We start from the raw sequence: 24,283 nt of genomic DNA on the forward strand, positions 1-24,283 counted from the left end.
ATGACAGATCATAACGCAACCGGATGCAGCTGTTCGGGCGAGGCCAAGAAGGCCTGCACCGTGAACCGCCGCCAGTTCCTGTTCGCCTCGGGCGCCACGACCTTTGCCGTGATGGTGGCCATGCCCACCCGCCACGGTCAGGCCGAACAGGTGCCCGCCTTGGTCTCCACCTATCCACGCAAGCTGATCGGCAAGCTCTCTGAGTTAGAGCAGGATGTCCCGGTCGAATTCTACTACCCGGATGAAGGCGACTATTCGGACTCGATCCTGGTCAAGACCGGCGTGGAAAGCGGCGGCGGTATCGGTCCGCAGCGGGACGTTGTGGCGTTCAACCTCACCTGCACCCACCAGGGCGGGTCGATGTTTGACAGCTACAAGCCGGATCACAAGGTGCTGGGTCCGTGCCCACTGCACCTGTCCACCTATGACGTGACACGCCACGGCATCCTCGTTTCGGGGCAGGCCTACCAGTCGCTGCCGCAGGTCCTTTTGGAACTGGACGGCGATGACATCTACGCCGTTGGCATGTTCGGCCTGATCTATGGCCGTTACGACAACCTGATTGCATAAGGGGAAACAGTATCATGGCAACCCCGTATTACGTACCCGAAACCAACGTCCCGCTGCCGCCCAAAGGCGCCGAGGTCATCTCGACCGCCTGCGATTACTGCATCGTGGCCTGTGGTTACAAAGTCTATCGCTGGCCCGTAACGGCCAAGCCGGGCGGCCCTTCCGCGGACGAGAACGCATTTGGCGAGGATTTCCCCGTAGCACCGCTGGGTGCTTGGGTCGCGCCGAACCAGCACAATATCGTTCTGCACAAGGGTCAGCCGCACCACGTGGTAATCATCCCTGACAAGGACACGCAATACGTCAACACCGACGGCGACAGTTCCCTGCGGGGCGGGTGTATCGCGCAGAAATGCTATAACCCGCAAACTCCAACGCGTGACCGTCTGAAGACGCCGCTGATGCGGATCTATGGCACGTTGATGCCGGTTCCGTGGGATCTGGCGCTGGATGTGGCAGCTGAAGTGGGCAACCACGTCATCGCCAAACACGGCACCAACGCCTATGGCGTGAAGACCTTCAGCTATCAGTATATCGAGAACACTTATGCGATCTCGAAATACGCGCTGCGCCATATAAACACCGCGAACTTCACCTTCCACGACACGCCGTCCGACGTGACCTCGACCCCCGGTTTCAGGGACGCTGGGTTCGACAATTTCGGCCCGTCCTACGAGGACTGGCGGGATGCGGAAACCCTTCTGGTCTGCGGCACCGACCCGTATGAGACCAAGACCATCCTCTATACCCAGTGGATGATGAAGGGCATGCAGAACGGTCAGAAAGAGATCTATCTGATCCCGCGACGGTCCGCCGGTGTGGCCCATGCGGAAAAGATGGGCGGTCTGCATATCGACGTACTGCCCGGTACCGACCTGCTGGTCGTCAACGCCATTGCCCGCGTCATCGTGGAAAACGGCTGGGAAGACAGCGACTGGATTCAGAAATGGGTCAACAACAAGTGGGAAAGCTCGTCCGGCTTCGGTCAGGGCACCCGGAACACGCCGTGGCAGTGGCGCACGACCTGGGGCAAGTTCCAGACCAAAGGCTTCGAGGACTGGAAAGAGTGGCTGTTGTCGCAGGATGAATTCGCGCCCGAGATCGCCGCGGCCATGGCCGAGATCGATGTGCAAAAGATCTATACGGCTGCCGAATGGCTTGCCAAACCCAAGGAGGACGGCTCGCGCCCGAAAACCTCGATCATGATCGAGAAAGGGTTCTACTGGTCCAACAACACTGGCAACACACAGGCGATTTCCGCGCTGGGCATCATCTGTGGCTGTGGTGGACGTCCGGGTCAGGTCATTGGCCGGGCCGGTGGTCACCAGCGGGGCGGCGTGAAGGGCGGGAAATACCCACGCAACAAATCGCCCGAGAAACTGCCGGGTCGCCGCCGCCGCGCCATGGATACCGACCGGTATCTGATCGCAGGTCATACCCGCATGGCCCACGTGATTGGCACCACATGGATTCAGTCCATGTGCGGATCGCAGCAACTGGCTGACAAGTTCGAGGAACTGACCGTCCGCAACCCGTATCAGATCGCCTCTTTCGACAAGCAAGAGATGATCGATACGCTGAAGGCGCGCGCCGACAGCGGCGGCATGGTGGTGATCAATCAGGACATCTATCTGCAGGACCCGATCGGCAACCGATACGCCGACATCGTATTCCCGGCAGCAACCTGGGGCGAAGAGGACTTCCTGCGCGCCAATGGCGAACGCCGCCTGCGCCTGTATCAAAAGTTCTATGATGCCCCCGGTGCGGCGAAACCCGACTGGTGGATCATCGCGCAACTGGCACAGCGGATGGGCTTTGACGGGTTCGACTGGCAGAGTTCGAACGAGGTCGCCGAAGAGGCCGTGCGCTTTACCCGCGGGTCGCGCAAGGATTTCCACGCGGTCTATCATCTTGCCAAGAAGGAAGGCAAAGGCCTGCACCAGAAGGTCCGTGAATTCGGCACCGATGGGGTGCAATGCCCGGTCATGCTGGATGCCGACGGTGTTACACTGATTGAGACCAAGCGCCTGCACGACACGACACGCACGCTGCCGGAGACCGGTGCAGCTGGGAAAGATGTGTTCAACAAGAAGCTGACGCACTTCAACAGCCAAACCGGTAAGTGCAACATCCAGAAATCGCCTTGGGGTCTGTTCTCGGACTATTGGGAATGGCTGAAACCAAACAAGGACGAAGGCGAGTTGTGGGCGACCTCCGGTCGGATCAACGAACGCTGGCAATCCGGTTTCGACGACCGCCGTCGCCCGTACATCGTGCAGCGCTGGCCGGAAAACTGGGTCGAAATCCACCCCGACGATGCGGCCGAGCGCGGCATCGAAAGCGGCGATTATGTGATGGTCTATTCGGAACGCGTTCCGGGTAACAAGACTACGCTGCTGGGTGTGGAAGGTGATGACTTCCAGTTCTCGAAACTGATGGAGAACGGGCATATCGAACTGACCAAAGCGGCGATCACCGCCGTGGCCATGGTCACGCCCGCCATCAAGAAAAGCGTTGTTTACATGGACTTCCTGCACATGCAGCAGCCTGCAAACGCACTTGAGGGCCGGATCGTCGACTGGATCAGCGGCAACTACAACTACAAGATGGGTGTTGCCAAGGTCCGCAAACTGGGGCCGAGCCCCTACAAGACCTCGTTCCGTACGATGTCCTTTGCGCCGCGCGACATCGCCTGATGACAGCTTTCCGGGGGGCGGATGCCATGCCGCCCTTCGGGTTCGGTCCCACTGCAGAAGGGACCATAGGCCGGCGTCCCCGGCCTAACTGGAAGGCAGGTATCGGTTGGGAAACCTGCCTTCCACTTTCACCCAACCCGCCCAACCGCAAACATGGCAGCTTGATATGAACATGCATTCCGATACCGCCCTGCGCGACGAGGCCACCAGCCTGTTTTCCGAATACGCAAAATCCGATTATGACGTGATCCGCCTGCGCGCCATACAGGCCCTAACTGCTATTGGTGCCAAGAACAGCCCGGCCTTGGTCGAGGCGCTGCTGGATGATGACGAAGACGTCCGTCAGGACGCCGCTCAGGCGCTGGGCGCTTTGGGAGTACAGGAAGCCGCTTCGCAACTTCTGGAGAACCTGATCCACGATCCCTGTGGTGAGGTGAAGCTGGCCTGCGTGAACGCCTTGGCGGAATTGCAATTCGACGATGCCGCGCCTTACCTGCGCACCTTCGTGACCGGGCGTGGGGATGAGGTCACGTGGGACGAAGACGAACTCCATCAGGACGAGTGGGACGACTGGCTGGACACCCAAATCGCTGCAATCAAGGCATTGGGTCAGTTGGGTGACGCTGCCGCGATCGAACCGATTGTCACGGCTCTGATGGACGAAGACGGGCAGGAATTGGGCGATGTCGCCTGCGAAGCGTTGGGCCGGATCGGCCAGCCTGCCGTTCCGACGTTGGGTGTGTTCGCTCAATCCTCGAACCGCCGCCTGCGCCATCGCGCCCTAGGGACGCTGGCGACGATTGGTGGCGTCGAAGCCGAAGCCATTCTTCGCAAGGCCGTCACCGACAAGGACGGCGCCGTGCGCCTGATCGCCTATGAGGCACTTATGCCGAACGATCCGGCATTGGTCGAACAGGCGCTTACCGACGCGGTAGAAGAGATTCGCATCGCGGCGCTGAACCTGCCTGTTTTTTCGGAGCCCGAACTGTTGGATCGCATGATGCGCGACCCCGGAGCCAAGGTGCAACTGGCGCTGATTGAACGTCTGGACCGAACCACGCCGATTGCGGATCAGGAGGACCTGCGCTGGCAGGTGCTGGATTTCCTTGCCACCGGCCACCGGCCCGAGGTTTCGGCACAGGCATTGGGCTTGCTGGCGGCACTGGCCCCCGAGCTTGTGGCGGATCGCCTGAATGCGCTGTTCTCGGCTGACGTCGACGACCTCAAGGCCGAGCGCACCCAATGGGCCATTGTCGATGCGCTGGCGACCTCGCCATTGCACGAAGCAGCAGAGTGGTTGCAGCGCGCCTGCCGTTCGCCTTTCCGGTCGGTGCGGCTGAAGGCCGTGGCCTCTCTGGCAATGATCGTCACCGATGCGGACCGCCCGCATGTGAACCTGCAGCAAGGTCGCGAATTGCTGCTGTCCATTGCTTTAGCCCCGATTTCGGATTCGGAAGAACAGCTCGCAAAGTCGCCGCGAACCGACATCGCCGCGCTGGAAGGGGCGGGGCTGGACGTGTCCAAGGGGGGCGAAAACGGCCCGACCTCCAGCCTTGGCGCGATCCTTGGCCATGATGCCATTGCCGCCGAGATGACACAGGAGGCCGAGGAGGACGAAGTCCAGCCCCTGAGCCCACGCGAACAGTCATTGTTGGCAAAGGCGACCCGCCACCCCAAACGTCGCCGCGTTGCGCTGGATGACGATGCTGAGGCGCTGGAACGTGAAGCCCGCATGTCCGCCATACGCCTGCTGGGTGAGGTGAAGGGCATGCAGATCATGTTGGCACAAATCGCCGATGACCCCGAGACCGAGATCGCGCAACAGGCGCTTGCGGCGCTGGGCGTCGCGGTGGCGCGTCGCGGCTCGGAGCTGGATGAAAGCCAGTTGGTCGATCTGATCACCCAGGGCCTGTCGCACACGGATTCCGCCCTTTCGCTGCAGGCCCTGAAACTGCTGCAACAGGCCGACCTGTCGCCGCAGGACGCGCTGCTTGGCAAGCTGCGGGCGATGGTGAAAACCGGAGATACGCCGTTCCGCATCGACGCCATGCACATCCTGACCAGATGGGATGGCACACCGGACGTGGCGCGCAGCCTGCTGGACGACGTATCGGCCCCGGTACGTCAGGCGGCGATGCGGCTGCTGTCGGAAACCGCGCCGGATCAGGCGGGCGCGACCATCGTGCCCTTCCTTCTGGCCAACTCCGAACAGCGAATCGTGACCTATGTCAATGACAGTGCCCCGGCGGTGGTGTCCATTGGGCGCGAATTGCTGACCGGGCTGCGCGACGAAGACCGCCGCGCCCAGTGGCCGGTGATGATCAGCGCACTGGCCGACCTGCTGGGGAATCCCTCGCAAGAGGCCTGAACCCGGAGAGACAAATGAAGATTTCGCTGAAATTGAGTGCAGCGATTATTGCGGGGGCGATGGTCTTTGCCCCCGCCGCACAGGCCGAGGACCTCCCTGAGGTCGCCGTAGTGCACCAGATCATAGACCTCAACGCAGATACTCCGGCCCATGCCTTTCGGTTTGAGCCGAAGCTGCTGCAGGTACCGGCCGGATCGACCGTCCGTTTCAAAGGCTCGACGGGGCGGCATACGGTGACCTCGATCATTCGTATGATCCCTGTGGGTGCGCGCGCGTTCGAGATTCGCGGCAAGCCCGAGATGGACCTGACCTTTGAAAAAGAGGGCGTCTATGGCATCCGTTGCCGTGTGCATGGGCGGCATGGCATGGTGATGCTGCTGATTGTGGGTGACCCCAGCCCGAACCTGGAAGAGGCGCGCGCCTACCTGCCGAAATTGGGTGAGGCCGAACGGGCCGGGTTTGAAGAGCTGTTCGAACAGTTGGAGGATCAAAATGGCTGATGGATGCGCCTGCGACCGGCACGCTCAAATGTATTTGACGGTGTCCGAAGCTCTGACCCGGGGTCTGGCCGTGTCCGATCCGGTTGCCGGTACCGAGACGCTGCCGCTGATCGACGCCATCGGCCGGGTGCTGGCCGAGGACTGCACCAGCAAAGTGGACATGCCCGCCTTTGATAACTCGGCCATGGATGGCTATGCGGTGCGAACGACGGAACTGGGCGATGGTCCGACGTTTGACTTGCCGGTCGCCGGGCGTGTGGCCGCAGGTGACAGTGGTGCCCATGATGCGCCCGCAGGTGCCGCGCTGCGGATATTCACCGGCGCTCTGGTGCCAGCGGATTTTGATGCCGTTCTGATGCAGGAAGATTGCGAGACCACCGCTGACGGTATCCGTTTTACGCGCCGTCCTGAGCCTGGTCAGCATATCCGCCGTGCGGGCGAGGACCTGAAAGCCGGTGCACCGATCCTGCGGCGCGGATGTGAGATCACCGCGCGCGAGGCTGCCGCGCTGGCCTCGGCCGGGTATGGCGAGGTCAGAGTATGTCGCAAGCTCAAGGTCACGATCTTCTCGACCGGCAGCGAGTTGCGCCAGCCGGGCGAGGCTTTGGGCCCCGGTCAGATTTACAACTCAAATCGCTACATGCTGCGCGCGCTGCTGGACAAACCGTGGATCGACCTGACCGACAAGGGCCCGGTTGAAGATGATCCCGAGCGGTTGGAGCAGGTGTTGCGCGCGACCTGTGATTCCTCTGATCTGATCGTTACGACGGGCGGCGTATCGGTTGGTGAAGAAGACCACATGCCGCGCCTGTTTGCCGAAATCGGTGGTCAGACCGAAGTGATGAAGGTTGCGATGAAGCCGGGCAAACCGATCATGTTCGGTCGCCGGGGCGATGCGCTCTATGTCGGGCTGCCGGGCAATCCGGTCTCGGCCTACGTGACATGGCAGATTATCGGATCGCATATGATGGCGCGCCGGGCCGGTCTGCACCACGCTCCGCGCACGCCGGAACAGGCGGTTCTGGCCGAGCCGCTGGAACGTCGCGCCGGTCGGCAGGAATATCGCCCTGTCGTGATCGAGGGCACGTCACCCGACGGCACCCCTCGATTGCGCCTGATGGCGCCGTCCTATAGCGGTCGGGTCGCGTTGCTGGCGCAAGCGGATGGCCTGGCCGTCATTCCGGCCGAAACCGAGGCATTACCGCAGGGCCACGGGTTGCAGTTCCTGCGATTCTGACACCGTTGGACAGGTCAGCCTGGTTCTTGCAAGAGCCGGGCGGCGGCAGCTACAACTGTTATGTGCCAGCTCTACGCGCCCGCTTGGACTCGATTATGGTTAAAGAACATATCCTTGTCGTCGATGATGACCCGCAGATCACGTCCTTTCTGCAGCGCTACCTTGAAAAGCAGGGCTGCCGGGTCAGCTGCGCCGCCGATGGCAATGCGATGGACGCTGTTCTGGGCACCTCCGAGATCGATCTGATCCTGCTGGATATCGGTCTGCCCGGTCGCAACGGGTTCGACATCACGCGCGAGCTGCGGGTGAGTTCCAACATTCCGATCATCGTTCTTTCGGGCCGGGATGAGATTTTCGATCGGGTCGTCGGGTTGGAGTTCGGGGCCGATGACTACATCACCAAACCTTTTGAGGCGCGCGAGGTTCTGGCTCGCATACGCACCGTTCTGCGTCGGGCCCGGCCCGAAGAGAAAGGGGCCAACGGGGCCGAGACGCCTCAGGTCAAATTCGGCGACTGGGTGCTGAACGTGAATGAGCGCACACTGACGGCAACCGGTGCATCCGAAGCCACGCCGTTGACGACCACGGAATTCGATGTGCTGCTGGCTTTTGTGACGAACCCGCATATGGTCTTTTCCCGGGACCAACTGCTGGACAAGGCGCGCGGGCGCGAGACCATTGTGGGCGATCGAACCATCGACGTGCATGTGGCACGGTTGCGCAAAAAGATCGAACCCGACCCCACCGCGCCGACATTCATCAAGACTGTGCATGGTATCGGTTATTGCTTTGCCGCTAATGTGCGCAAAAGCTCGGCCTAACTCAGATCCTTGAACATATAAGTCGTTGGCTCCAGCCGGTCTTCGAACGGGTTACGGCAGTAGTTCGGAATCTCTCCGGCGATCTGAAATCCCATGCTTTGATACAGGATGCGCGAGGGGTCAGAGCTGCGCGTATCCAACACCAGTAGAGTCCTGCCCAATTGGGTCGCCCGATCCTGTAGCGCGTCCATCAAAGCGCGCCCAAGCCCTCGGCGCCGGGCCTTTGGGTGGACCAGCAGCTTGGCCACATCGGCGCGATGCGGTTGGTTGGGCATTGCTGCCGGGATCAATTGCACCGTGCCCACAACCCGACCACTGTCGCGGGCCACGAACAGGTCCAGTGCACCGGTTTGAATGTCTTGCTGCACATGGTTCTGCCAATAGGCGCGTGCTTGATCCAATGTGAAGGGCAGGACGAACCCGATGCTGGCGCCGTCCTGTACACAGGCGTGCAGGATATCCGTCAGATCCTGCAGGGCGTCGTCAAAGCCGCTGTTGTCCAGACGCAAAATCATATCAGAACCAGCAGGTATCGCGCGCCCCGAGCGGGCGTTGTTTCAAACCGGGTCGGGCCGGACAGATGATAGCGCAGGCAATCGCCGCCATTCAGATCATGTGCGACCCCGTCCACCGTCAGCGTCAGGGCACCGTCCAGTATGATCAGGTGATGCTCCTGCCCGGGCTTTGGCGGGGTGTCATAGGTGATCACCGTACCGGGCGGCAGATGGCTTTCCAGAACCTCGGCGCTGAGACCGGTGGCAGGTGGAGACACCGACCGGCGGGTGAACCCGGTTTCGGGATCGCGCCATTCCGGTTGCCGTTCAAAGGGCACGCGTGGGTCGAAGCTATCCTCGACCATCATCAGCAGGCGGGACATCGGCAGGCCATATGCGGAACATAACCTCCCGAGCGTTTCCGCGGTGGGGCTGACATCCCCCTTCTCCATCCGCGAGAGGGTGGCGCGGCTGACGCCGCTGCGCTCGGCCAGTTGGTCCAGTGACCATCTATGGCCCCGGCGCAGTTCGTTCAGGCGGTTGGCAAGGCGGTTTGAGAGATCATCCAGCATTGTTCAGATATGAGAATCGCGTTCGTATCTGAGATTATCGTCCAAAAAAATTTGTAACGCAACAAGAGGGGGCGCAGAAGTTTCTGCGCCCTGTCGTTTGATCTGTGTGTTTGTCCGGATCAGTTCCAGCCGACCTCGTTGAAGATTTTCTGCGCCTCGGGCAGATTCTCTGCGACTTCGGACAGGTTCACCTCATCGGCCTTGAACTCACCCAATGCCTTGACCGAGTCCACAAGTTCGACCCCTTCGACCGCCGGGAATTCGTCATTGCCTGCCGAGAAGTATTTCTGGGCCGAGTCGCTGGCTAGGTATTCCAGGAACAGGATCGCGTTTTCCTTGTTCGGTGCGTTCGCCGCCACACCGGCGCCGGACAGGTTCATATGCGCGCCGGTGCCGTCCTGGTTGGGGAAGACCCAGCCGATCGAGTCGATGTCAGCGGACACACCTTTGATGTCCTTGCGGATGGCGCGGGCAAAGTAATATGTGTTCGAAACTGCGATGTCGCATTCACCCGAAACGATGCCGCGCAGCTGGTCGGTGTCGCCGCCCTGCGGGTCACGCGCCATGTTGGCAACGATGCCTTCGGCCCAGGCTTTGGCAGCCTCGGGGCCCTCATGGGTGATGATCGAGGCCAGCAGGGTCTGGTTGTAGGTGTTGCTGGACGACCGGATGCAGATCAGGCCCTTGTATTCCGGCTTGGCCAGATCGGCATAGGTGGCCGGCGGGTTGGCCACGTTTTCCTTGTCGAAAAAGATGATGCGGCCCCGCTGGGAAAAGCCGAACCACTCGTTATCGGTGTCCTGCAGGTTGGCAGGGATACGCTCTTCCAGAACGGTGCTGTCGATCGATTGCAGGATGCCCGCGTTTTTGGCTCGCGCCAGACGAGATGTATCGACGGTCAGCAGGATATCGGCAGGCGAGTTCGCCCCTTCAGCTTCCATACGGGCGATCAACTCATCAGCCTTGCCCTCGATACGGTTGATGGTGATGCCGGTCGCCTCTTCGAAGTCACCGTACAGGTTTTCGTCGGTGTCGTAGTGGCGCGAGGAATAGAGGTTCAGTTCCCCCTCGGCAGCGGCGGAGGTTGCAATCAGGGCCGTCAGAGCGGCGGCAATGCAGGTAGAGGATTTCAGCATCATGTGTTCCAACATTTTAAAATTCGGTGGATCGATATCCGACTGATTTGGTCAATTAAACGATTCTCGAGGAGATGCAAGCAATTCCGACAAAATTAGTTGGTCAAAAGGTCGCCGTTGGCGGGCGCGTAAGGGCATGAGCCCACGAGTACCTGAAAAAATGCGGTGGAAATGACCGAAATAGAGCCCAGTGCAGACATTTGAAACTGACGGTATTCTACCCATGGCAACACGATTTTGACTTGGCAGGAAGTTTGGGTGCCGCACTGAATCGTGACTTAACGTTGATTTCAGGTAAGATGATCGAAAGAGGAAGCGGACAAAATGAAAGCTATCCCTGCCATCTTAGTTGCTCTTCTAGGTTCGCAGTCATTTGCACAAGAAGACCCAATTGGGGGTCGTATGATCTGCGAAATCCTTGCAAGCAAATTTGTTCCAACCAGCGACGATCACCACATCTCAATCGACAACGACGGTGAAAGGTATTCGTCTGGCACAGCATTCAACTTTGACTACACGCACGATTTAGAGAATGGCCTAGAAATATTTCTAGGCGAGCCGAATAGGGCATATATGCTGATTGAAGAGTCGTTTCCTGCTGGCAGCTTCAAAGGGATATCCCGAATAACTAACAGAGCTGAGTTTAGGAAAGCCTACAGTGAATTATCACTCGACAAGTTTTCGATGAACTACAAAGGCGATTATCAACTCTATCTTAGAAAGTGCGATTCTGAGGAGTGGGAAGGTTTCTACACTGAGACCTATGTCAGCGGCCATTTTACTCAGGTAGTTTCGTTAAAATGTAGCACGTTTGTGGATTCCGTTGATGAAGTCTTGGCGCGCTTAAGGTTAACCGACTAGCCTGCTGTTTATCTCAACGCCAAACTAGGAGAAGTGCTTTAGAGCGGCCAGTATCACCCCTATCAGCTTGTGGAACAAACGGCAGGTTTGTCCGCGTAGCAGACATAGAAGTGCCCAACAAAAAAACCGCACCCAGGGGCGCGGTTCTTTCAAACAGTTATGTGCAATTCTCAGCCCTGGCGAGCTTTGAACTTGCGCTGCGTCTTGTTGATCACGTAGACGCGGCCTTTGCGACGCACAACCCGGCAATCACGGTGCCGGTTCTTGAGCGAGCGGAGCGAGTTCTTGACCTTCATTGGTCTGTCTCCAATCTGCGGCGCCTTCATCAAGGACGTGGCCAGCGCCTGGGTTAGCGGGTGCCCCGGAACTCCGGAACAGTGAAACGATGGTGGGCGGTACAAGGATCGAACTTGTGACCCCTTCGATGTCAACGAAGTGCTCTACCGCTGAGCTAACCGCCCACTGAAACCTTTGCGTGCCCTGCCCCATAACGAAATGGGGCGCGGATCCCCGCGCCGGTAGCGGGGTCTATAAAAGGAGTCGCAGAGGGGTTCAAGGGGTTTGGTAGAACTATTTTCCGGTCTATGTTGAAACCGAACAAGGAGTCACCATGCAGAACACGCCCTATGTATTGGATATGCCCACCAGCCGCACGTCCTGCGTGGTGTTTTCCTCTCCGCATAGTGGCCGGAATTACCCTGAAACCATGCTCAGCCGCTCGGTTCTGAGCGAAAACGTGATTCGATCCTCGGAAGATGCCTTTGTGGATCAGTTGTTTTCTGCGGCGGCTGATTTTGGCGCGCCGTTGATCTCGGCTGTGATGCCGCGTGCCTATCTGGACCTGAACCGCAGCGCCGAGGAGCTGGACCCTGCGCTGATTCAGGGCGCGCGCCGTCATGGGCACAACCCGCGTGTGGCTTCGGGGTTGGGGGTGATTCCCCGCGTGGTGGCGAATGGGCGTGCGATTTATCGCGGCAAGCTGACGATGGATGAGGCCCGCCTGCGTATCGACACCATCTGGCGCCCGTATCACGCCCGCATCAAATCCCTGCTCACCGAATCGCACAAGGCGTTCGGGCAGGCGATTCTGGTCGATTGCCATTCGATGCCGCATGAGGCCGTTGCCATGGTCAGCAATCCAAGAACCAGACGCCCGGACGTTGTGCTGGGCGACAGGTTCGGGGCGTCGGCGTCGGTCGATGTGGTAGACCGGATCGAAGCGGCCTTTGTCGCCGCCGGGCTGAACGTTGCGCGCAACACGCCGTTTGCCGGGGCTTACGTCACCCAGACCTATGGCCGCCCGACCCGTGATCAGCACGCCGTACAGATCGAGATCGACCGGGCGCTGTATATGGACGAAGTCCGAATCGAGCCGAATGAGAACTTCGCCGCGTTTCAGGAGATTCTGCGTGAGATCATTCGGGACATTGCCGGTATCGGCGAGGAATCCCTGCGTTTGGCCGCCGAGTGACCTCAGCGCAGGGCGCGGCCTTTGACAATCGCATCGCTGCCAAAGCGACGCCGGATCTCATCGGTGGCCCGCTCAGCTTGTGACCTTTGGGTGGCGCCGGGGTCCAGCAGGTCACCCGATATGTCCGCCTGCGATTCAGCGCACAGATCGGACAGGCCAACGCCCAGCAAGCGATAGGGCCCCTGATCCCCGACCTGATCGAACAACCCCCGTGCGGTGCGATAAATCCGGTCAGCGATCTGCGTCGCGTCCCGCAGGGACAGGCGGCGGGTGATGATCTTGTGATTGGCGCGTTTCAGTTTCAGCGTGATGACCCGTCCGGCCAGCGCCTTGGCCTTGGCGCGGTCGGCTACCTTTTCTGACATGCGCCACAAGTGGCCATCCAGAATGTCCAGACTGGCGGTGTCTTCGAAGAACGTGGTCTCGTTGCTGATCGATTTCATCGGCTCGTGCGCCGAGACGCGTCGCTTGTCCTGCCCGCGGGCCAGATGCCACAGCCGATAACCCATGGATCCGAACCGCGCAGTCAGCGCCTCTTGGTCCCATCGCAGCAGGTCGGAAAAGCTGCGGATACCTGCGCGGTCCAGAGATTCCTGTGCGGCCGGACCGATGCCCCAGATCAGCCGCACCGGTTTGTCATACAGGAAGCCCGCCGTCTCAGCCTGACCGATCACCGAAAACCCGCGTGGCTTGTCGAGATCGGACGCGACCTTGGCCAGAAACTTGTTGTGCGACAGGCCGATCGAGCCGGTCACGCCCAACTCATCCTTCATCCGCTTCACCAGCCGCGCCAGCATCACGGCAGGCGGCGCACCGTGCAGGCGTTCGGTGCCGGACAGGTCCATGAACGCCTCATCCAATGACAGCGGCTCAACCACCGGAGTCAGCTCATCCATCATCTTGCGAATCTCGCGCGAGACTTCGGCATAGACCGACATGCGCGGCTTAATCACCACCGCCTCGGGGCAGAGTTGCAGCGCCTTGAACATCGGCATCGCCGAACGGACGCCGCGAATGCGGGCCACATAGCAGGCGGTGGACACAACGCCCCGCTTGCCGCCGCCGATGATCACCGGTTTGTCGGCCAGTTCCGGATCGTCGCGCTTCTCGACCGAGGCGTAAAAGGCGTCACAATCCATATGCGCGATGGACAGATCGAACAGTTCCGGATGTGTCTTTACCCGCGGGCTGCCGCAGGCAGGACAGCGCCGTTCGTTGGTCAAGGTGGTCAGGCAATCTCGGCAGAGACCGGGCATGTAGTTTTCCCGCCTTCCGTGCGATCCAGTCAGCGGCTTACTTATACCAGCCTCGGCTGCTGCGCAAAGTACCAGCGGATGCAAAGGTCACGGCGATGTCCGGAAGAAGACCCCCCGCGAAGTGGCGGGGGGAGGTGACGGACCTCAGGAAGAGACGGTCCGCGGGGAGTATCACGACCCTAGAATCGCCTAAAATCGCCGGTTTCGATAGGACCCAGATCACGCTAGAAAAACTCGGGTTTTTCATGTGTGTTTTGGGGCACAGGGACGATTTGGCGCGGACCAGCCGAAAAGTGACGCAAGGTCAACCGGTTGACTGCGGTTTTCGGTGTGAAAATCCGCCGATCTGCAAGGGTGTCTCAGTGCTGTGTCAAGGAATTTAACTCGGCAAGAACCGCCTCTGCGGCCGCTTTCGGATCCGCGGCCTGATAGATCGGGCGTCCGACAACGATGTGATCGGCACCGTCGCCGATGGCGCTGGCCGGGGTGGCCACACGTTTCTGGTCGCCGAGGGCTGAGCCAGCCGGGCGGACGCCAGGTGTGACGATCAGGCGGCCCTCGGCCTGCGGCAGGGCGCGGATCAAGGCGGCTTCCTGCGGGCTGGAGATCACACCATCGGCGCCAGCTTCTAGTGCGTTGGCCGCACGTTCAACCACCAGATCCTGCACGTCGCCCTGTTTCAGCAGGCTGGCATCCAGATCGTCCCGGTTCAGCGAAGTCAGTATGGTTACCGCCAGAATCTTGAGGTCTTTGCCTGAGGCCCCCTCTTTCGCGGCACGCACCACATGCGGGTCGCCATGCACGGTCAGGAAATCCAGATCGAACTGCGCCAGCCCCCGCACAGCGTTTTCCACCGTGTTGCTGATATCGAACAGCTTCATGTCCAGAAATATGCGCTTGCCATGATCCTGTTTCAGCTCATTGGCCAGAGCCAAACCGCCTCCGGTCAGCATTCCCAGCCCGATCTTGTAGAAGGACACCGCGTCGCCCAGCCGCTCGGCCATGGCTAAACCCTGCAGGGCGTTCGGGACATCAAGGGCAACGATCAGGCGGTCATCGGACATGGGGCAAGCTCCTTTTTGGCAAACGTCTGCGTCCTAGCGGGTTCGGGCGCCTCTGTCCATGCGGGACCGAAGGGTGACGAAAACCAACCCGTAAAAACTGGACTGTGATATGGTGCAGGACATTCAATGGCGCATTTCAGATGGGGGAGAATATGAAAGCACGGATTGGAGTTGGATTTGTTCTGGTATTGGCGGCGTGTCAGGACATGCCGCTGGAGACAGAAGCTGCGGACACTTTCATCGTGTCACCAACAAATGATGATCTGCGTCTTGTGCGCGGATATCGGTCCACCGATGACGATTGTCGGCTGACCGGGGAAACAGCCTTTACAATCGATTTTCTGGATGATGCGGCGGATCTTGTATCCTGTCCGACAGGAAGCGATGCGGCGCAATCCTTGGTCGAGATGTATGGTGCGCGGCAGGTGGCGGCAACCGGAGGCTATTCAGTCTTTACGGTTCCTCGCCGATAGACCGCCCCAGGCGTGGCCGACCCTAGGAAAAAGCGACGTCAGCCTGTCGTCCATTTCTGCCAGGAGATTGATTTTCCTCAGCCCGCGCGGCGCTACAGGATATTCTTTGCCCTCGGCGATCTTCATCGAGCTGATCAGGTGTGGCACGGCTTGCAGCATGGCATCACGTAAGGGGATGTTTGTGTCACCGTCTCGCAATTGCGCAGACGAGTTGGCTTTGCAGCGTTGCGTGTCTCCCCACTTGATCAAAGCGCTGTGACGGAAACTGCGGTCCTGCACCGGTGCATCGCGCAGCATCCTGAAATCGGCCTCCGGAGCGTCAAACCGGTGTTGCATGGATGTCCTGTTGGCCAGTGGAAAGTGAATCAGCGCAAATTCGGGGGCGTGGGCCCATGGATGGAAAGCCCCGAGTGCGCCCAGAAAAAACTTGATCGGTTCGCTCAAGTTAAAGCGTTTGGAATAGCGCGCCGAAGACCTGAGTTGCATCCGGTCCTCTGGCAGCGGCTCGACCTCGAACCCCACCGCCCCACGACACTTTACGGCAGTTGGCTTTCCAAAATCTGAAGCAAGGTCTGCTCGCGCTGTGTCGGCAGGACGAATCCGTCCACGTCTCCGCACAGCACCCAGGCATGCGAGTTGAGAAGAACAGCGCAGATATCGGTGAGTATCCGCCAACGTTGTTCATCAAAATCCTCTGGCAACTGATTGCGTGGGATTCTGATCAGGTTGCAGTCTTTCGCCATTTCAGAATGAACGTCGTCGTTGCCACGACCAACGATTTACTGGTTTTTCGTACCGAGCATCTGGCCACAATACTCAATCCATTTCGAAAAATACCAATGGTCTTACAGGCCATCGTGACGGCGCAAACATTCAACTCAAACTCTCTTGTCGGAGACGCGAAAAAAATTGAGCGTGATTTTCCGGGCAAGGCCAAAGGTTTTGATGAGTTTGTGTCATTTCGGCCTTGTGGAACTTCCCGGCATTGCGATGTGTTAACTACGGCAACCGGCGCGTTGTGCGTGGAGATAGAAGAAAACACTGCGGCATTTGCGTATGCTATGTCTTGAAAGCGTTCAGAAATTCACCAGATTGAATGCGAGGCCCAGACCGACGCGTGCCGCCAAGCGGGCGCATCACATTCAGGGCGCTTGAGGAAAAGGAGAATAATATGGACTTGAACAAGTTCACCGAGCGGGCACGGGGATTCGTGCAGGCGGCGCAGACGATTGCGCTGCGCGAGGGGCACCAAAGGCTGGAGCCCACACATATACTCAAGGCATTGATGGATGACGATCAGGGGCTGGCCAGCAACCTGATCACCCGCGCGGGCGGTGCACCGAACCGCGTGGTTGAGGCGCTGGACGCGGCGATGGGGAGAATCCCGAAAGTCAGCGGCGACGCGAGCCAGATTTATATGGACGGCCAGACTGCCAAGGTGTTGGACGAGGCACAGAAGATTGCCACCAAGGCGGGTGACAGCTTTGTACCGGTCGAACGCGTGTTGATGGCGCTGTGCATGGTGAAATCCAAAGCCAAGGACGCTTTGGATGCTGGCGCTGTGTCCGCGCAGAAACTGAACGAGGCGATAAACGATATCCGCAAGGGGCGCACCGCTGACACTGCGTCGGCGGAAGAGGGCTATGACGCGCTTAAGAAATACGCGCGCGACCTGACCGAGGCTGCTGCCGAGGGCAAGATCGACCCGATCATCGGGCGGGATGAGGAAATCCGCCGCTCGATGCAGGTTTTGTCGCGTCGCACCAAGAACAACCCGGTTCTGATCGGTGAACCCGGCGTCGGTAAAACCGCGATTGCCGAGGGCATGGCCCTGCGCATCGTCAACGGCGACGTACCGGAATCGCTGAAGGACAAGAAGCTGCTCGCGCTCGATATGGGTGCGTTGATTGCCGGTGCGAAGTATCGCGGTGAATTCGAGGAGCGTCTGAAGGCCGTTCTGACCGAGGTGACTGAAGCCGCTGGTGAGATCATCCTGTTCATCGATGAGATGCACACTCTGGTCGGCGCCGGTAAATCCGACGGCGCGATGGATGCCGCAAACCTGATCAAGCCTGCGCTTGCCCGGGGTGAGTTGCATTGTATTGGTGCGACCACGCTGGACGAGTACCGTAAGTACGTCGAAAAAGACGCGGCCCTTGCGCGCCGGTTCCAGCCTGTGATGGTCACCGAGCCGACGGTCGAGGACACCATCAGCATCCTGCGCGGCATCAAGGAAAAGTACGAACTGCACCATGGCGTGCGTATCTCGGATTCGGCGCTGGTATCGGCGGCGACTTTGTCGCATCGCTATATCACCGACCGGTTCCTGCCCGACAAAGCCATCGACTTGGTCGATGAGGCCGCGTCGCGCCTGCGGATGGAAGTGGACTCCAAGCCCGAGGAGCTCGATCAGCTGGATCGTCAGATCCTGCAGATGCAGATCGAGGAAGAGGCACTGAAGCTGGAAGATGACGCGGCCTCGAAGGATCGTCTGGAAACCTTGCAAAAGGATCTGGCTGATCTGCAGGAGCAATCCGCCGAGATGACCGCCCAATGGCAGGCCGAACGTGACAAGCTTGCGGGCGCGCGTGATTTGAAGGAACAGCTCGACAAGGCGCGGGCTGATCTGGAGATCGCCAAGCGCGAAGGCAACCTCGCCAAGGCGGGTGAGCTGTCCTATGGCGTCATCCCCGAGCTTGAGAAAAAGCTGACTGAGGCTGAAAACGCCGAAAGTAGCCAGATGATGGCCGAGGAAACGGTGCGTCCGGAACAGATCGCCTCGGTGGTCGAACGCTGGACGGGTATTCCGACCTCGAAAATGCTGGAAGGTGAGCGCGAGAAACTGCTGCGGATGGAAGACGATCTGCACTCCCGTGTGATCGGTCAGGATGCGGCTGTGACCGCCGTGGCCAACGCCGTGCGCCGTGCGCGTGCAGGCCTGAATGACGAAGGCCGCCCGCTGGGCTCGTTCTTGTTCCTCGGCCCGACCGGCGTGGGTAAGACCGAGCTGACCAAAGCCGTGGCAAATTTCCTGTTCGACGACGACAACGCGATGGTGCGCATCGACATGTCCGAGTTCATGGAGAAACACGCGGTCGCCCGTCTGATAGGTGCCCCTCCGGGCTATGTCGGCTATGACGAAGGTGGCGTGCTGACCGAAGCGGTACGGCGCCGGCCCTATCAGGTCGTGCTGTTTGATGAGGTCGAAAAGGCGCATCCGGATGTGTTCAACGTGCTGTTGCAGGTTCTGGACGATGGTGTTCTGACCGATGGTCAGGGTCGCACCGTGGACTTCAAGCAGACGCTGATCATCCTGACGTCGAACCTTGGGTCTCAGGCGCTCAGCCAGTTGCCCGAAGGAGCTGACAGCGCGCAGGCACGGCGAGATGTGATGGATGCGGTCCGAGCGCATTTCCGGCCCGAGTTCCTGAACCGTCTGGACGAGACCATCATCTTTGATCGGCTCAAGCGGGCCGATATGGATGGCATTGTCGATATCCAGATGGCACGCCTGCAGAAACGTCTGGCCGCCCGCAAGATCGAGCTGGTGTTGGACAATGGCGCGAAGGAATGGCTGGCCAACGAAGGCTATGATCCGGTCTTCGGTGCACGTCCGCTGAAACGCGTGATCCAGCGCGCCTTGCAGAACCCGCTGGCCGAAGCCTTGCTGGCCGGTGAGATCAAGGATGGCGAAACCGTTCCCGTGACCGCCGGGGCCGATGGCCTGATCATCGGTGACCGGTTGGGGACGTCGGAACGTCCCCGCCCGGATGATGCCGTCGTGCACTGACGAACCTCTGAAAACGAAAAAGACCCGCCATTTCGGCGGGTCTTTTTTATGCCCCGGCAAAATGCCGGTTCAGAAAACCGGCGATTTCCGTCAGCGACGCGTCCGCCTCGGGGATATCCGGGTAGAATTCGAACACGTGCCACATGCCCTCCCAGATGCGCAAAGTGCTGTCCGCACCCGCCCTACGTAGGAGGTGATCCAGACGCACGCAGCCGCTCAGCAGGTGATCGCGGGTTCCGCTGGTCAGGAAGACGGGCGGAAAATCGGCGTCGAACGGACCGTAGATCGGTGAGATGTCAGGGTGCGTCGGGTCGGCGTTCTGGGGCACGTAACAGGACCGGAAAAACTCGATTTCCGACTGGTTGAGAAACGGGTCTTGGTCAGCCTGTCCGCTGTCACCGGGATTGAGCAGATCGACAAACGGCGACAGCAGGGCCAGCGCTTTTGGTTGCAGATCATGAGTCGCCCGCAGCCGGTGAAGCGCTGCCAGCGCCAGGTTGCCGCCAGCAGATTCTCCGCACAGGCAAGCGCCGGGCGTTTCGGCCAAAACTGCAGAGATCACCGCAGTACAGGCGTCAAGGGCCGCCGGGTAGGGGTGTTCTGGGGCCAGCGGGTAATGGGGCGCAATCACAACAGCACCGGTTTTTTCCGCGAGCGAGGCGGAAATCGGCAGATCCTCGAACGGGCTGCCCAAGGTAAAACCGCCCCCGAACAGATAGACAAGCTTGCGGCCTGCACGCGGTTCAGGTGGCGTGATGATCATGCATTGAACGCCTGCGATTGCCTGCTCGGACAGGGTGACGCCGGTTTTTTCAAGCACCAACGCACACCCCTGTTCGCTTTGCTCGCGCAAGATGACTCGAAACTCGTCCAGGGGCAGGCTCAGATCGCGGCTCTGGGCCTGGGCTGCAAACGCCTGGGCCTCGGGGCTGATCAGGGCAAGGTTCGGCAAAGGATGGTCTTTGGTCTTGGTCATATTAGAGACTTGGAAAGCGGGCCCTGAAACCGTTTTATATCAGTGCAAATATTCGTGCCGGACCGCCCGTGCCGCCGACATGTTTGGGGGCGCCTATGACCAACGTGGCACCGGCCGCAGGTACCCGATCCAGACCGGCCATGTTTTCGATCCCAAAGCGGCCGGTTGGCAACCATGCATAGTGTGTGGCGAAATCTGTAGATATGCCGTGGTCCAGAGACAGGGTGTCCGATGCAATCGAGCGCGCGCCGGTTTCTTCCATCAACATCTGCGCAGCCTCAACGTGGAAACCGGGATAATGCTGTGCTTGACCGTCAAACCCGCGATAAGCGTCATTATCGGCCTTGGCAGCCCAGCCGGAATACAGCGCGACACAAGCGCCGTCCGGAATGTCGCCATTGGCCGACATCCACGCCCTCAGGTCATCCGGGGTGAGCAGCGTATCCACGTCTTCGGCTGCGCGGGCCGCGATGTCCACGACACAGAGTGGAGCAACAAGATCCGAGACCGGGATTTCCTCTACCGAAGCCCCATCGGCAGAAAAATGCAAAGGTGCATCAATATGCGTGCCGGTATGTTCATTCACCATCATCCGTTGCACGTTGAAGCCATGGTCCGCGAAATTGAATACCTGTTCGGACGCATATCCCGGCTCTCCGAAATATGTCGGGAAATCGGCGCTGAGCGGATGGGTCATGTCCTCGATCCCGCCGTGACCTGCAGCCAGTGCCGCGGGCGCGGCAGCTCCGGTTGCAGCGGCGGCCACGCCGGTGGCAGCTGCGGCTTTGAAAAACCCGCGCCGCGACAGCATACGGTTCTTGACGGCGTTCATTACGCAAATGTCACACATTCGTCTTCTCCCTCTGAGGTTCTTCAACTGATCGGATGGGCAGGCCACCCGCTTTTCGTTTTCAGTTCCTGAGGATCAGCCTGCATTTTTGCCGCAAGCGTTGTAAAGTCCGGGTTGGCAGAAGGTAACGCCACCGTCACTCCCCCGAGCGCGCAGACCGGCTTCAGTAGTTGCCTGTCTGGCGGCTTTTGCGCAGGGCGCGCAGGTCTTCCGCGCTCATCCGAGGGGCGTCCTCAGCGCTTTGCACGGGCTTTAGATTGGCCTCGATCACCTCGGCCAGTTTTGGCGCCGTGTCGCGCAAACGCAGATACCCCAGAACGCCGCCTGCGCATTGCAGGCTGAAAACCCAGGTTCCAATCAGCATGTAGACGACGAACAGACCGATCAGCGACCAGATGGGGCGGATGGATGCCATGCCCTTTGTCATGTCTTCAAGCTCTTGCAGGTCAGCCTGCAACGACCCGAAATAATCCGTGGCAATCAACAACGCGATAAGAAGCGCATGCAGGACGAACATCCCCACGTAGCTGAAGATGGTCAGCGCAAACAACGGGCCGAACGACGCCCGAAAATGCCGGAAAGGCGTATAGTGCATACCGTCCGGGTCCCGCCCGACCGAGGCGGATGTGATCGGTACAAGCAGGCTGGCCCGGATCGAGCATATGGACAAAAAGACCGCAAGCAGCCCCAGCAACCCCGGAAGCGCCCAGGACGGGTCGACATATTCAAGCGCCAGGTCGGCGACTTCACTCTGCTGCAGAATGTCGGGTGAAATCACGAAAATCGAGGCCGCAATAACCACGCCCAGGATGAGGGTCACGCTCACGCCCTCGACAGCGCCGTAGATCACCGCCGGGGTGAACAGCCCTTTGATTCCTGTGCTGGGTTTCACGCCTTTGACCTGCAGACCCATCCTTGTTCCAAGCAGGGTCGGGACGACGCTGGAAGAGGCCATGATCAGGAACGTCACAATAAATGCAAATGGCGGGAAAATAAGGCCCAGCAAGAACCCGACCAGGGCTCCGATCAGATTGTAGAGGGTCAATCCAATAAACATGACCGGCAAAACTACCGCCAAGCGCCAGAAAATAGACAAGGACAAAGGGAAGGCTTTGGCAAACAGCACTGCTATAATCTCTGATCGGTATCCGTCTATATGTCGGCGTATCGAAGCCGCTAAGGCTGCGCCAGTTCTTTTCCGGAGCGTTGTCAAATGCTGTGTCGCTATGTGTCATTTTGGAATCGCAATGACGGGGCTGCGGAGGTGAGGCCGCGCCCGATACGTTACAATCTCGTCTCTCAATCGTGACGCCTGTTTCCTTGGCTCTGTGCTATCAGCGGATTACCTCATACCCGAGTAAGTTTGACGACTGGAGACATACATGGCGTTTCGCTGGACCAATTCACTGACACAAGCCGACGTCACCCCGCGGGCGGCGTTTCTGAACCGGCGGCAGGTCTTGGCCGGGCTGGCGGGTGTCGGACTGGCGGGGATGACGCGTGGGGCCGCGGCGCAGGAGGCGCTGGAACCGAACACGTGGGAAGAGATCACCTCGTACAACAATTATTACGAGTTCGGGACCGGCAAGGACGATCCGGTCAAATATGCGGGCGCGCTGACGACCGAACCTTGGAGCATCAAGATCGACGGTCTGGTCGACAATCCGGGCGAGTACGACTTCAAAGACATTATGTCCGAGATGACGGTTGAGGAACGCATATACCGCTTCCGCTGTGTCGAGGCCTGGTCGATGGTGATTCCCTGGAACGGGTTCGAACTGGCCGATCTGCTGAATTTGGCCGGCGTGCAGGATGGCGCCAGATACGTGGCTTTTGAAACCGCCGTGATCCCTGATGAGATGCCGGGCGTGCGATATCCGATTCTGGACTGGCCCTATCGCGAAGGTCTGCGCCTGGATGAGGCGATGCACCCGCTGACCATCATGGCCACCGGCATCTATGGTCGTCCGATCCCGAACCAGAACGGTGCGCCGCTGCGTCTGGTGGTGCCGTGGAAATACGGCTTCAAGTCGATTAAGTCGATCGTGCGGATCACCCTGACGGATGTCGAGCCGCCCACCAGTTGGAACATGTCCAACCCGCGCGAGTATGGTTTCTATAGTAATGTGAACCCGAATGTGAATCACCCGCGCTGGTCTCAGGCCTCGGAACGTCAGATCGGCGGCGGCCTCTTTGCCAAGCGGATTCCGACTCTGATGTTCAATGGCTACGAGAAAGAAGTTGCGGGCCTGTACGAGGGCATGGATCTGGCGGAATACTATTAAGCTTATGCAACGGGTGAATCAGATATTGCGCCGTATTCCAGTCTTGGCGGTATATCTGTTGGGAGTGCTCCCAGCACCGTGGCTGTTCTATCAGGCGCTGACCGGTGGTTTGGGCGTGGAACCGATCGAGGCGCTGGAACACCGGTACGGAGAGCTGGCGCTGCAACTGTTGATTGCGGTGCTGGCGATTTCCCCGCTGCGACGGTTCCTCGGGCTGAACCTGTTGAAGTTCCGCCGTGCCCTTGGCGTACTGACATTTACCTATGTCAGCCTGCACCTGTTGGTGTGGTTGGTCCTGGATGTTCAAGTGCCCAGCCAGATCTGGGCTGATATTGTCAAACGCCCTTATATTACGGTCGGCATGGCCGCGTTTACCCTGATGCTGCCGCTAGCGGTGACATCGAACAATCTGTCCGTGCGCAAACTGGGGCCTCGTTGGCGCAGCCTGCAACGGCTTGTCTTCCCGGCAGCGGTTCTGGGGGGGCTGCACTACGTCATGCTGGCCAAGGGATTTCAGATCGAACCGCTGGTCTATTTGACCCTGATCGTTGGCTTGCTGCTGCTGCGCCTCCCGGGTGCGGGTCTGCAGACTCGACCGCGTGAGGCCGATTCCGCCTGACTCTCTGCCGAGTCTGTGGGTAATTCTGTGTAGAAGCCGGGATTCGGGGCGTAGCTCTTACGGAAATACTCGGCGGGTTCAACTTGGCTCACTTCAACATATTGATTTAATAGAAAATTATTTGATTACGCGGTTTTTTGCAGATTTCGTGTTTTTTCTGCTTGCGGCTAGTGCTGGTTATACTTAGAACCCCCTTCACCGGCGCTGCTGAGGCGCTTGGGACGCACCGGTGAGACGGTGGGAC

General features: G+C 59.5%; 23 protein-coding genes and 1 tRNA gene. 13 read left to right on the forward strand and 11 right to left on the reverse strand.

Annotation, left to right across the window (positions count from 1 at the left end; all coding sequences use genetic code 11):
* The 6 genes from ACR0IK_RS14805 (at position 1) to ACR0IK_RS14830 (ending at position 8,192) form a co-directional block, all read left to right on the forward strand.
* On the forward strand, positions 1-570 hold the full coding sequence (locus ACR0IK_RS14805) for an arsenate reductase (azurin) small subunit (RefSeq protein WP_480594717.1): 570 nt from the start codon (positions 1-3) through the stop codon (positions 568-570).
* 14 nt (positions 571-584) lie between these two features.
* Complete coding sequence (locus ACR0IK_RS14810; RefSeq protein WP_480642022.1) at positions 585-3,266, forward strand: arsenate reductase (azurin) large subunit; 2,682 nt, start codon at positions 585-587, stop codon at positions 3,264-3,266.
* Positions 3,267-3,432: 166 nt separating this feature from the next.
* Entirely contained in the window at positions 3,433-5,634 is a 2,202-nt protein-coding gene (locus ACR0IK_RS14815; protein ID WP_480642023.1) for a HEAT repeat domain-containing protein, read from the forward strand.
* A gap of 14 nt (positions 5,635-5,648) precedes the next feature.
* Positions 5,649-6,134, forward strand: a complete 486-nt coding sequence (locus ACR0IK_RS14820; RefSeq protein ID WP_480594714.1) for a plastocyanin/azurin family copper-binding protein — start codon at positions 5,649-5,651, stop codon at positions 6,132-6,134.
* Positions 6,127-7,371 carry a molybdopterin molybdotransferase MoeA gene (locus ACR0IK_RS14825; RefSeq protein WP_480642024.1) on the forward strand — a complete coding sequence of 415 codons (1,245 nt, stop codon included), beginning with the start codon at positions 6,127-6,129 and terminating at the stop codon, positions 7,369-7,371. Before ACR0IK_RS14820 ends, ACR0IK_RS14825 begins: the two co-directional genes overlap by 8 nt.
* A gap of 95 nt (positions 7,372-7,466) precedes the next feature.
* On the forward strand, positions 7,467-8,192 hold the full coding sequence (locus tag ACR0IK_RS14830) for a response regulator (RefSeq protein ID WP_480642025.1): 726 nt from the start codon (positions 7,467-7,469) through the stop codon (positions 8,190-8,192).
* Here the strand turns inward: ACR0IK_RS14830 and ACR0IK_RS14835 are convergent.
* The 3 genes from ACR0IK_RS14835 to ACR0IK_RS14845 all read right to left on the reverse strand — a co-directional run bounded on the left by ACR0IK_RS14835 (position 8,189) and on the right by ACR0IK_RS14845 (position 10,394).
* Positions 8,189-8,707 carry an N-acetyltransferase family protein gene (locus tag ACR0IK_RS14835; RefSeq protein WP_480594711.1) on the reverse strand — a complete coding sequence of 173 codons (519 nt, stop codon included), beginning with the start codon at positions 8,705-8,707 and terminating at the stop codon, positions 8,189-8,191. The two genes, ACR0IK_RS14830 and ACR0IK_RS14835, sit on opposite strands and share 4 nt — an antisense overlap.
* Entirely contained in the window at positions 8,704-9,258 is a 555-nt protein-coding gene (locus ACR0IK_RS14840; protein WP_480642026.1) for a helix-turn-helix domain-containing protein, read from the reverse strand. The genes ACR0IK_RS14835 and ACR0IK_RS14840 overlap by 4 nt, the downstream gene beginning before the upstream one ends.
* 119 nt (positions 9,259-9,377) lie before the next feature.
* Positions 9,378-10,394 carry a Fe(3+) ABC transporter substrate-binding protein gene (locus ACR0IK_RS14845; RefSeq protein ID WP_480642027.1) on the reverse strand — a complete coding sequence of 339 codons (1,017 nt, stop codon included), beginning with the start codon at positions 10,392-10,394 and terminating at the stop codon, positions 9,378-9,380.
* A gap of 324 nt (positions 10,395-10,718) precedes the next feature.
* Here ACR0IK_RS14845 and ACR0IK_RS14850 point away from each other — a divergent pair, with 324 nt between their 5' ends.
* The gene (locus ACR0IK_RS14850) at positions 10,719-11,255 is read left to right on the forward strand and encodes a hypothetical protein (RefSeq protein ID WP_480642028.1); all 537 of its coding nucleotides are present in this window, start codon (positions 10,719-10,721) and stop codon (positions 11,253-11,255) included.
* A 170-nt stretch (positions 11,256-11,425) separates the two neighbouring features.
* On the opposite strand, the gene ykgO is transcribed toward ACR0IK_RS14850, so the two are convergent.
* Together ykgO and ACR0IK_RS14860 are read right to left on the reverse strand one after the other, a co-directional pair.
* The gene (ykgO, locus tag ACR0IK_RS14855) at positions 11,426-11,551 is read right to left on the reverse strand and encodes a type B 50S ribosomal protein L36 (RefSeq protein WP_005648635.1); all 126 of its coding nucleotides are present in this window, start codon (positions 11,549-11,551) and stop codon (positions 11,426-11,428) included.
* Between the two features lie 90 nt (positions 11,552-11,641).
* A tRNA-Val gene (locus ACR0IK_RS14860) sits at positions 11,642-11,716 on the reverse strand.
* Between the two features lie 149 nt (positions 11,717-11,865).
* On the opposite strand from ACR0IK_RS14860, the gene ACR0IK_RS14865 reads away from it, so the two are divergent.
* Positions 11,866-12,726 carry an N-formylglutamate amidohydrolase gene (locus ACR0IK_RS14865; protein WP_480594708.1) on the forward strand — a complete coding sequence of 287 codons (861 nt, stop codon included), beginning with the start codon at positions 11,866-11,868 and terminating at the stop codon, positions 12,724-12,726.
* A gap of 2 nt (positions 12,727-12,728) precedes the next feature.
* Here the strand turns inward: ACR0IK_RS14865 and ACR0IK_RS14870 are convergent, their stop codons facing one another.
* Positions 12,729-13,982 (reverse strand): DNA polymerase IV, encoded by a 1,254-nt coding sequence (locus tag ACR0IK_RS14870; RefSeq protein WP_480594707.1) that lies wholly within the window; start codon positions 13,980-13,982, stop codon positions 12,729-12,731.
* A 359-nt stretch (positions 13,983-14,341) separates the two neighbouring features.
* Positions 14,342-15,046 carry an orotidine-5'-phosphate decarboxylase gene (pyrF, locus tag ACR0IK_RS14875; protein WP_480642029.1) on the reverse strand — a complete coding sequence of 235 codons (705 nt, stop codon included), beginning with the start codon at positions 15,044-15,046 and terminating at the stop codon, positions 14,342-14,344.
* 152 nt (positions 15,047-15,198) lie between these two features.
* On the opposite strand from pyrF, the gene ACR0IK_RS14880 reads away from it, so the two are divergent.
* On the forward strand, positions 15,199-15,519 hold the full coding sequence (locus tag ACR0IK_RS14880; protein WP_480642030.1) for a hypothetical protein: 321 nt from the start codon (positions 15,199-15,201) through the stop codon (positions 15,517-15,519).
* On the opposite strand, the gene ACR0IK_RS14885 is transcribed toward ACR0IK_RS14880, so the two are convergent.
* Positions 15,493-16,041: a hypothetical protein gene (locus tag ACR0IK_RS14885; RefSeq protein ID WP_480642031.1), complete on the reverse strand. Its 549-nt coding sequence runs from the start codon at positions 16,039-16,041 to the stop codon at positions 15,493-15,495. The genes ACR0IK_RS14880 and ACR0IK_RS14885 overlap by 27 nt on opposite strands.
* 107 nt (positions 16,042-16,148) lie before the next feature.
* Here ACR0IK_RS14885 and ACR0IK_RS14890 point away from each other — a divergent pair, with 107 nt between their 5' ends.
* Positions 16,149-16,589 (forward strand): hypothetical protein, encoded by a 441-nt coding sequence (locus ACR0IK_RS14890; protein ID WP_480642032.1) that lies wholly within the window; start codon positions 16,149-16,151, stop codon positions 16,587-16,589.
* Positions 16,590-16,690: 101 nt separating this feature from the next.
* Positions 16,691-19,309, forward strand: a complete 2,619-nt coding sequence (gene clpB, locus ACR0IK_RS14895; protein ID WP_480642033.1) for an ATP-dependent chaperone ClpB — start codon at positions 16,691-16,693, stop codon at positions 19,307-19,309.
* Positions 19,310-19,355: 46 nt separating this feature from the next.
* On the opposite strand, the gene ACR0IK_RS14900 is transcribed toward clpB, so the two are convergent.
* From ACR0IK_RS14900 to ACR0IK_RS14910, 3 genes are all read right to left on the reverse strand, one after another.
* Complete coding sequence (locus tag ACR0IK_RS14900; RefSeq protein ID WP_480642034.1) at positions 19,356-20,285, reverse strand: alpha/beta hydrolase; 930 nt, start codon at positions 20,283-20,285, stop codon at positions 19,356-19,358.
* Between the two features lie 34 nt (positions 20,286-20,319).
* Positions 20,320-21,135, reverse strand: a complete 816-nt coding sequence (locus ACR0IK_RS14905) for a cyclase family protein (RefSeq protein ID WP_480642035.1) — start codon at positions 21,133-21,135, stop codon at positions 20,320-20,322.
* Positions 21,136-21,298: 163 nt separating this feature from the next.
* Positions 21,299-22,192, reverse strand: a complete 894-nt coding sequence (locus ACR0IK_RS14910) for a hypothetical protein (RefSeq protein ID WP_480642036.1) — start codon at positions 22,190-22,192, stop codon at positions 21,299-21,301.
* Positions 22,193-22,517: 325 nt separating this feature from the next.
* On the opposite strand from ACR0IK_RS14910, the gene msrP reads away from it, so the two are divergent.
* Positions 22,518-23,420: a protein-methionine-sulfoxide reductase catalytic subunit MsrP gene (msrP, locus tag ACR0IK_RS14915; RefSeq protein WP_480642037.1), complete on the forward strand. Its 903-nt coding sequence runs from the start codon at positions 22,518-22,520 to the stop codon at positions 23,418-23,420.
* A gap of 4 nt (positions 23,421-23,424) precedes the next feature.
* Entirely contained in the window at positions 23,425-24,039 is a 615-nt protein-coding gene (msrQ, locus tag ACR0IK_RS14920) for a protein-methionine-sulfoxide reductase heme-binding subunit MsrQ (RefSeq protein ID WP_480642038.1), read from the forward strand.
* Positions 24,040-24,283: the final 244 nt, after the last annotated feature.

This window comes from Ruegeria sp. BF7 (assembly GCF_056538605.1).

Excerpts from the sequence above, each read along its gene's own strand:
- ACR0IK_RS14805 (WP_480594717.1), top strand. The coding sequence starts at position 1 with ATGACAGATCATAACGCAACCGGATGCAGCTGTTCGGGCGAGGCCAAG.
- ACR0IK_RS14810 (WP_480642022.1), top strand. The coding sequence starts at position 585 with ATGGCAACCCCGTATTACGTACCCGAAACCAACGTCCCGCTGCCGCCC.
- ACR0IK_RS14815 (WP_480642023.1), top strand. The coding sequence starts at position 3,433 with ATGAACATGCATTCCGATACCGCCCTGCGCGACGAGGCCACCAGCCTG.
- ACR0IK_RS14820 (WP_480594714.1), top strand. The coding sequence starts at position 5,649 with ATGAAGATTTCGCTGAAATTGAGTGCAGCGATTATTGCGGGGGCGATG.
- ACR0IK_RS14825 (WP_480642024.1), top strand. The coding sequence starts at position 6,127 with ATGGCTGATGGATGCGCCTGCGACCGGCACGCTCAAATGTATTTGACG.
- ACR0IK_RS14830 (WP_480642025.1), top strand. The coding sequence starts at position 7,467 with ATGGTTAAAGAACATATCCTTGTCGTCGATGATGACCCGCAGATCACG.
- ACR0IK_RS14835 (WP_480594711.1), bottom strand. The coding sequence starts at position 8,707 with ATGATTTTGCGTCTGGACAACAGCGGCTTTGACGACGCCCTGCAGGAT.
- ACR0IK_RS14840 (WP_480642026.1), bottom strand. The coding sequence starts at position 9,258 with ATGCTGGATGATCTCTCAAACCGCCTTGCCAACCGCCTGAACGAACTG.
- ACR0IK_RS14845 (WP_480642027.1), bottom strand. The coding sequence starts at position 10,394 with ATGCTGAAATCCTCTACCTGCATTGCCGCCGCTCTGACGGCCCTGATT.
- ACR0IK_RS14850 (WP_480642028.1), top strand. The coding sequence starts at position 10,719 with ATGAAAGCTATCCCTGCCATCTTAGTTGCTCTTCTAGGTTCGCAGTCA.
- ykgO (WP_005648635.1), bottom strand. The coding sequence starts at position 11,551 with ATGAAGGTCAAGAACTCGCTCCGCTCGCTCAAGAACCGGCACCGTGAT.
- ACR0IK_RS14865 (WP_480594708.1), top strand. The coding sequence starts at position 11,866 with ATGCAGAACACGCCCTATGTATTGGATATGCCCACCAGCCGCACGTCC.
- ACR0IK_RS14870 (WP_480594707.1), bottom strand. The coding sequence starts at position 13,982 with ATGCCCGGTCTCTGCCGAGATTGCCTGACCACCTTGACCAACGAACGG.
- pyrF (WP_480642029.1), bottom strand. The coding sequence starts at position 15,046 with ATGTCCGATGACCGCCTGATCGTTGCCCTTGATGTCCCGAACGCCCTG.
- ACR0IK_RS14880 (WP_480642030.1), top strand. The coding sequence starts at position 15,199 with ATGAAAGCACGGATTGGAGTTGGATTTGTTCTGGTATTGGCGGCGTGT.
- ACR0IK_RS14890 (WP_480642032.1), top strand. The coding sequence starts at position 16,149 with ATGCGAGTTGAGAAGAACAGCGCAGATATCGGTGAGTATCCGCCAACG.
- clpB (WP_480642033.1), top strand. The coding sequence starts at position 16,691 with ATGGACTTGAACAAGTTCACCGAGCGGGCACGGGGATTCGTGCAGGCG.
- ACR0IK_RS14900 (WP_480642034.1), bottom strand. The coding sequence starts at position 20,285 with ATGACCAAGACCAAAGACCATCCTTTGCCGAACCTTGCCCTGATCAGC.
- ACR0IK_RS14905 (WP_480642035.1), bottom strand. The coding sequence starts at position 21,135 with ATGTGTGACATTTGCGTAATGAACGCCGTCAAGAACCGTATGCTGTCG.
- ACR0IK_RS14910 (WP_480642036.1), bottom strand. The coding sequence starts at position 22,192 with ATGTTTATTGGATTGACCCTCTACAATCTGATCGGAGCCCTGGTCGGG.
- msrP (WP_480642037.1), top strand. The coding sequence starts at position 22,518 with ATGGCGTTTCGCTGGACCAATTCACTGACACAAGCCGACGTCACCCCG.
- msrQ (WP_480642038.1), top strand. The coding sequence starts at position 23,425 with ATGCAACGGGTGAATCAGATATTGCGCCGTATTCCAGTCTTGGCGGTA.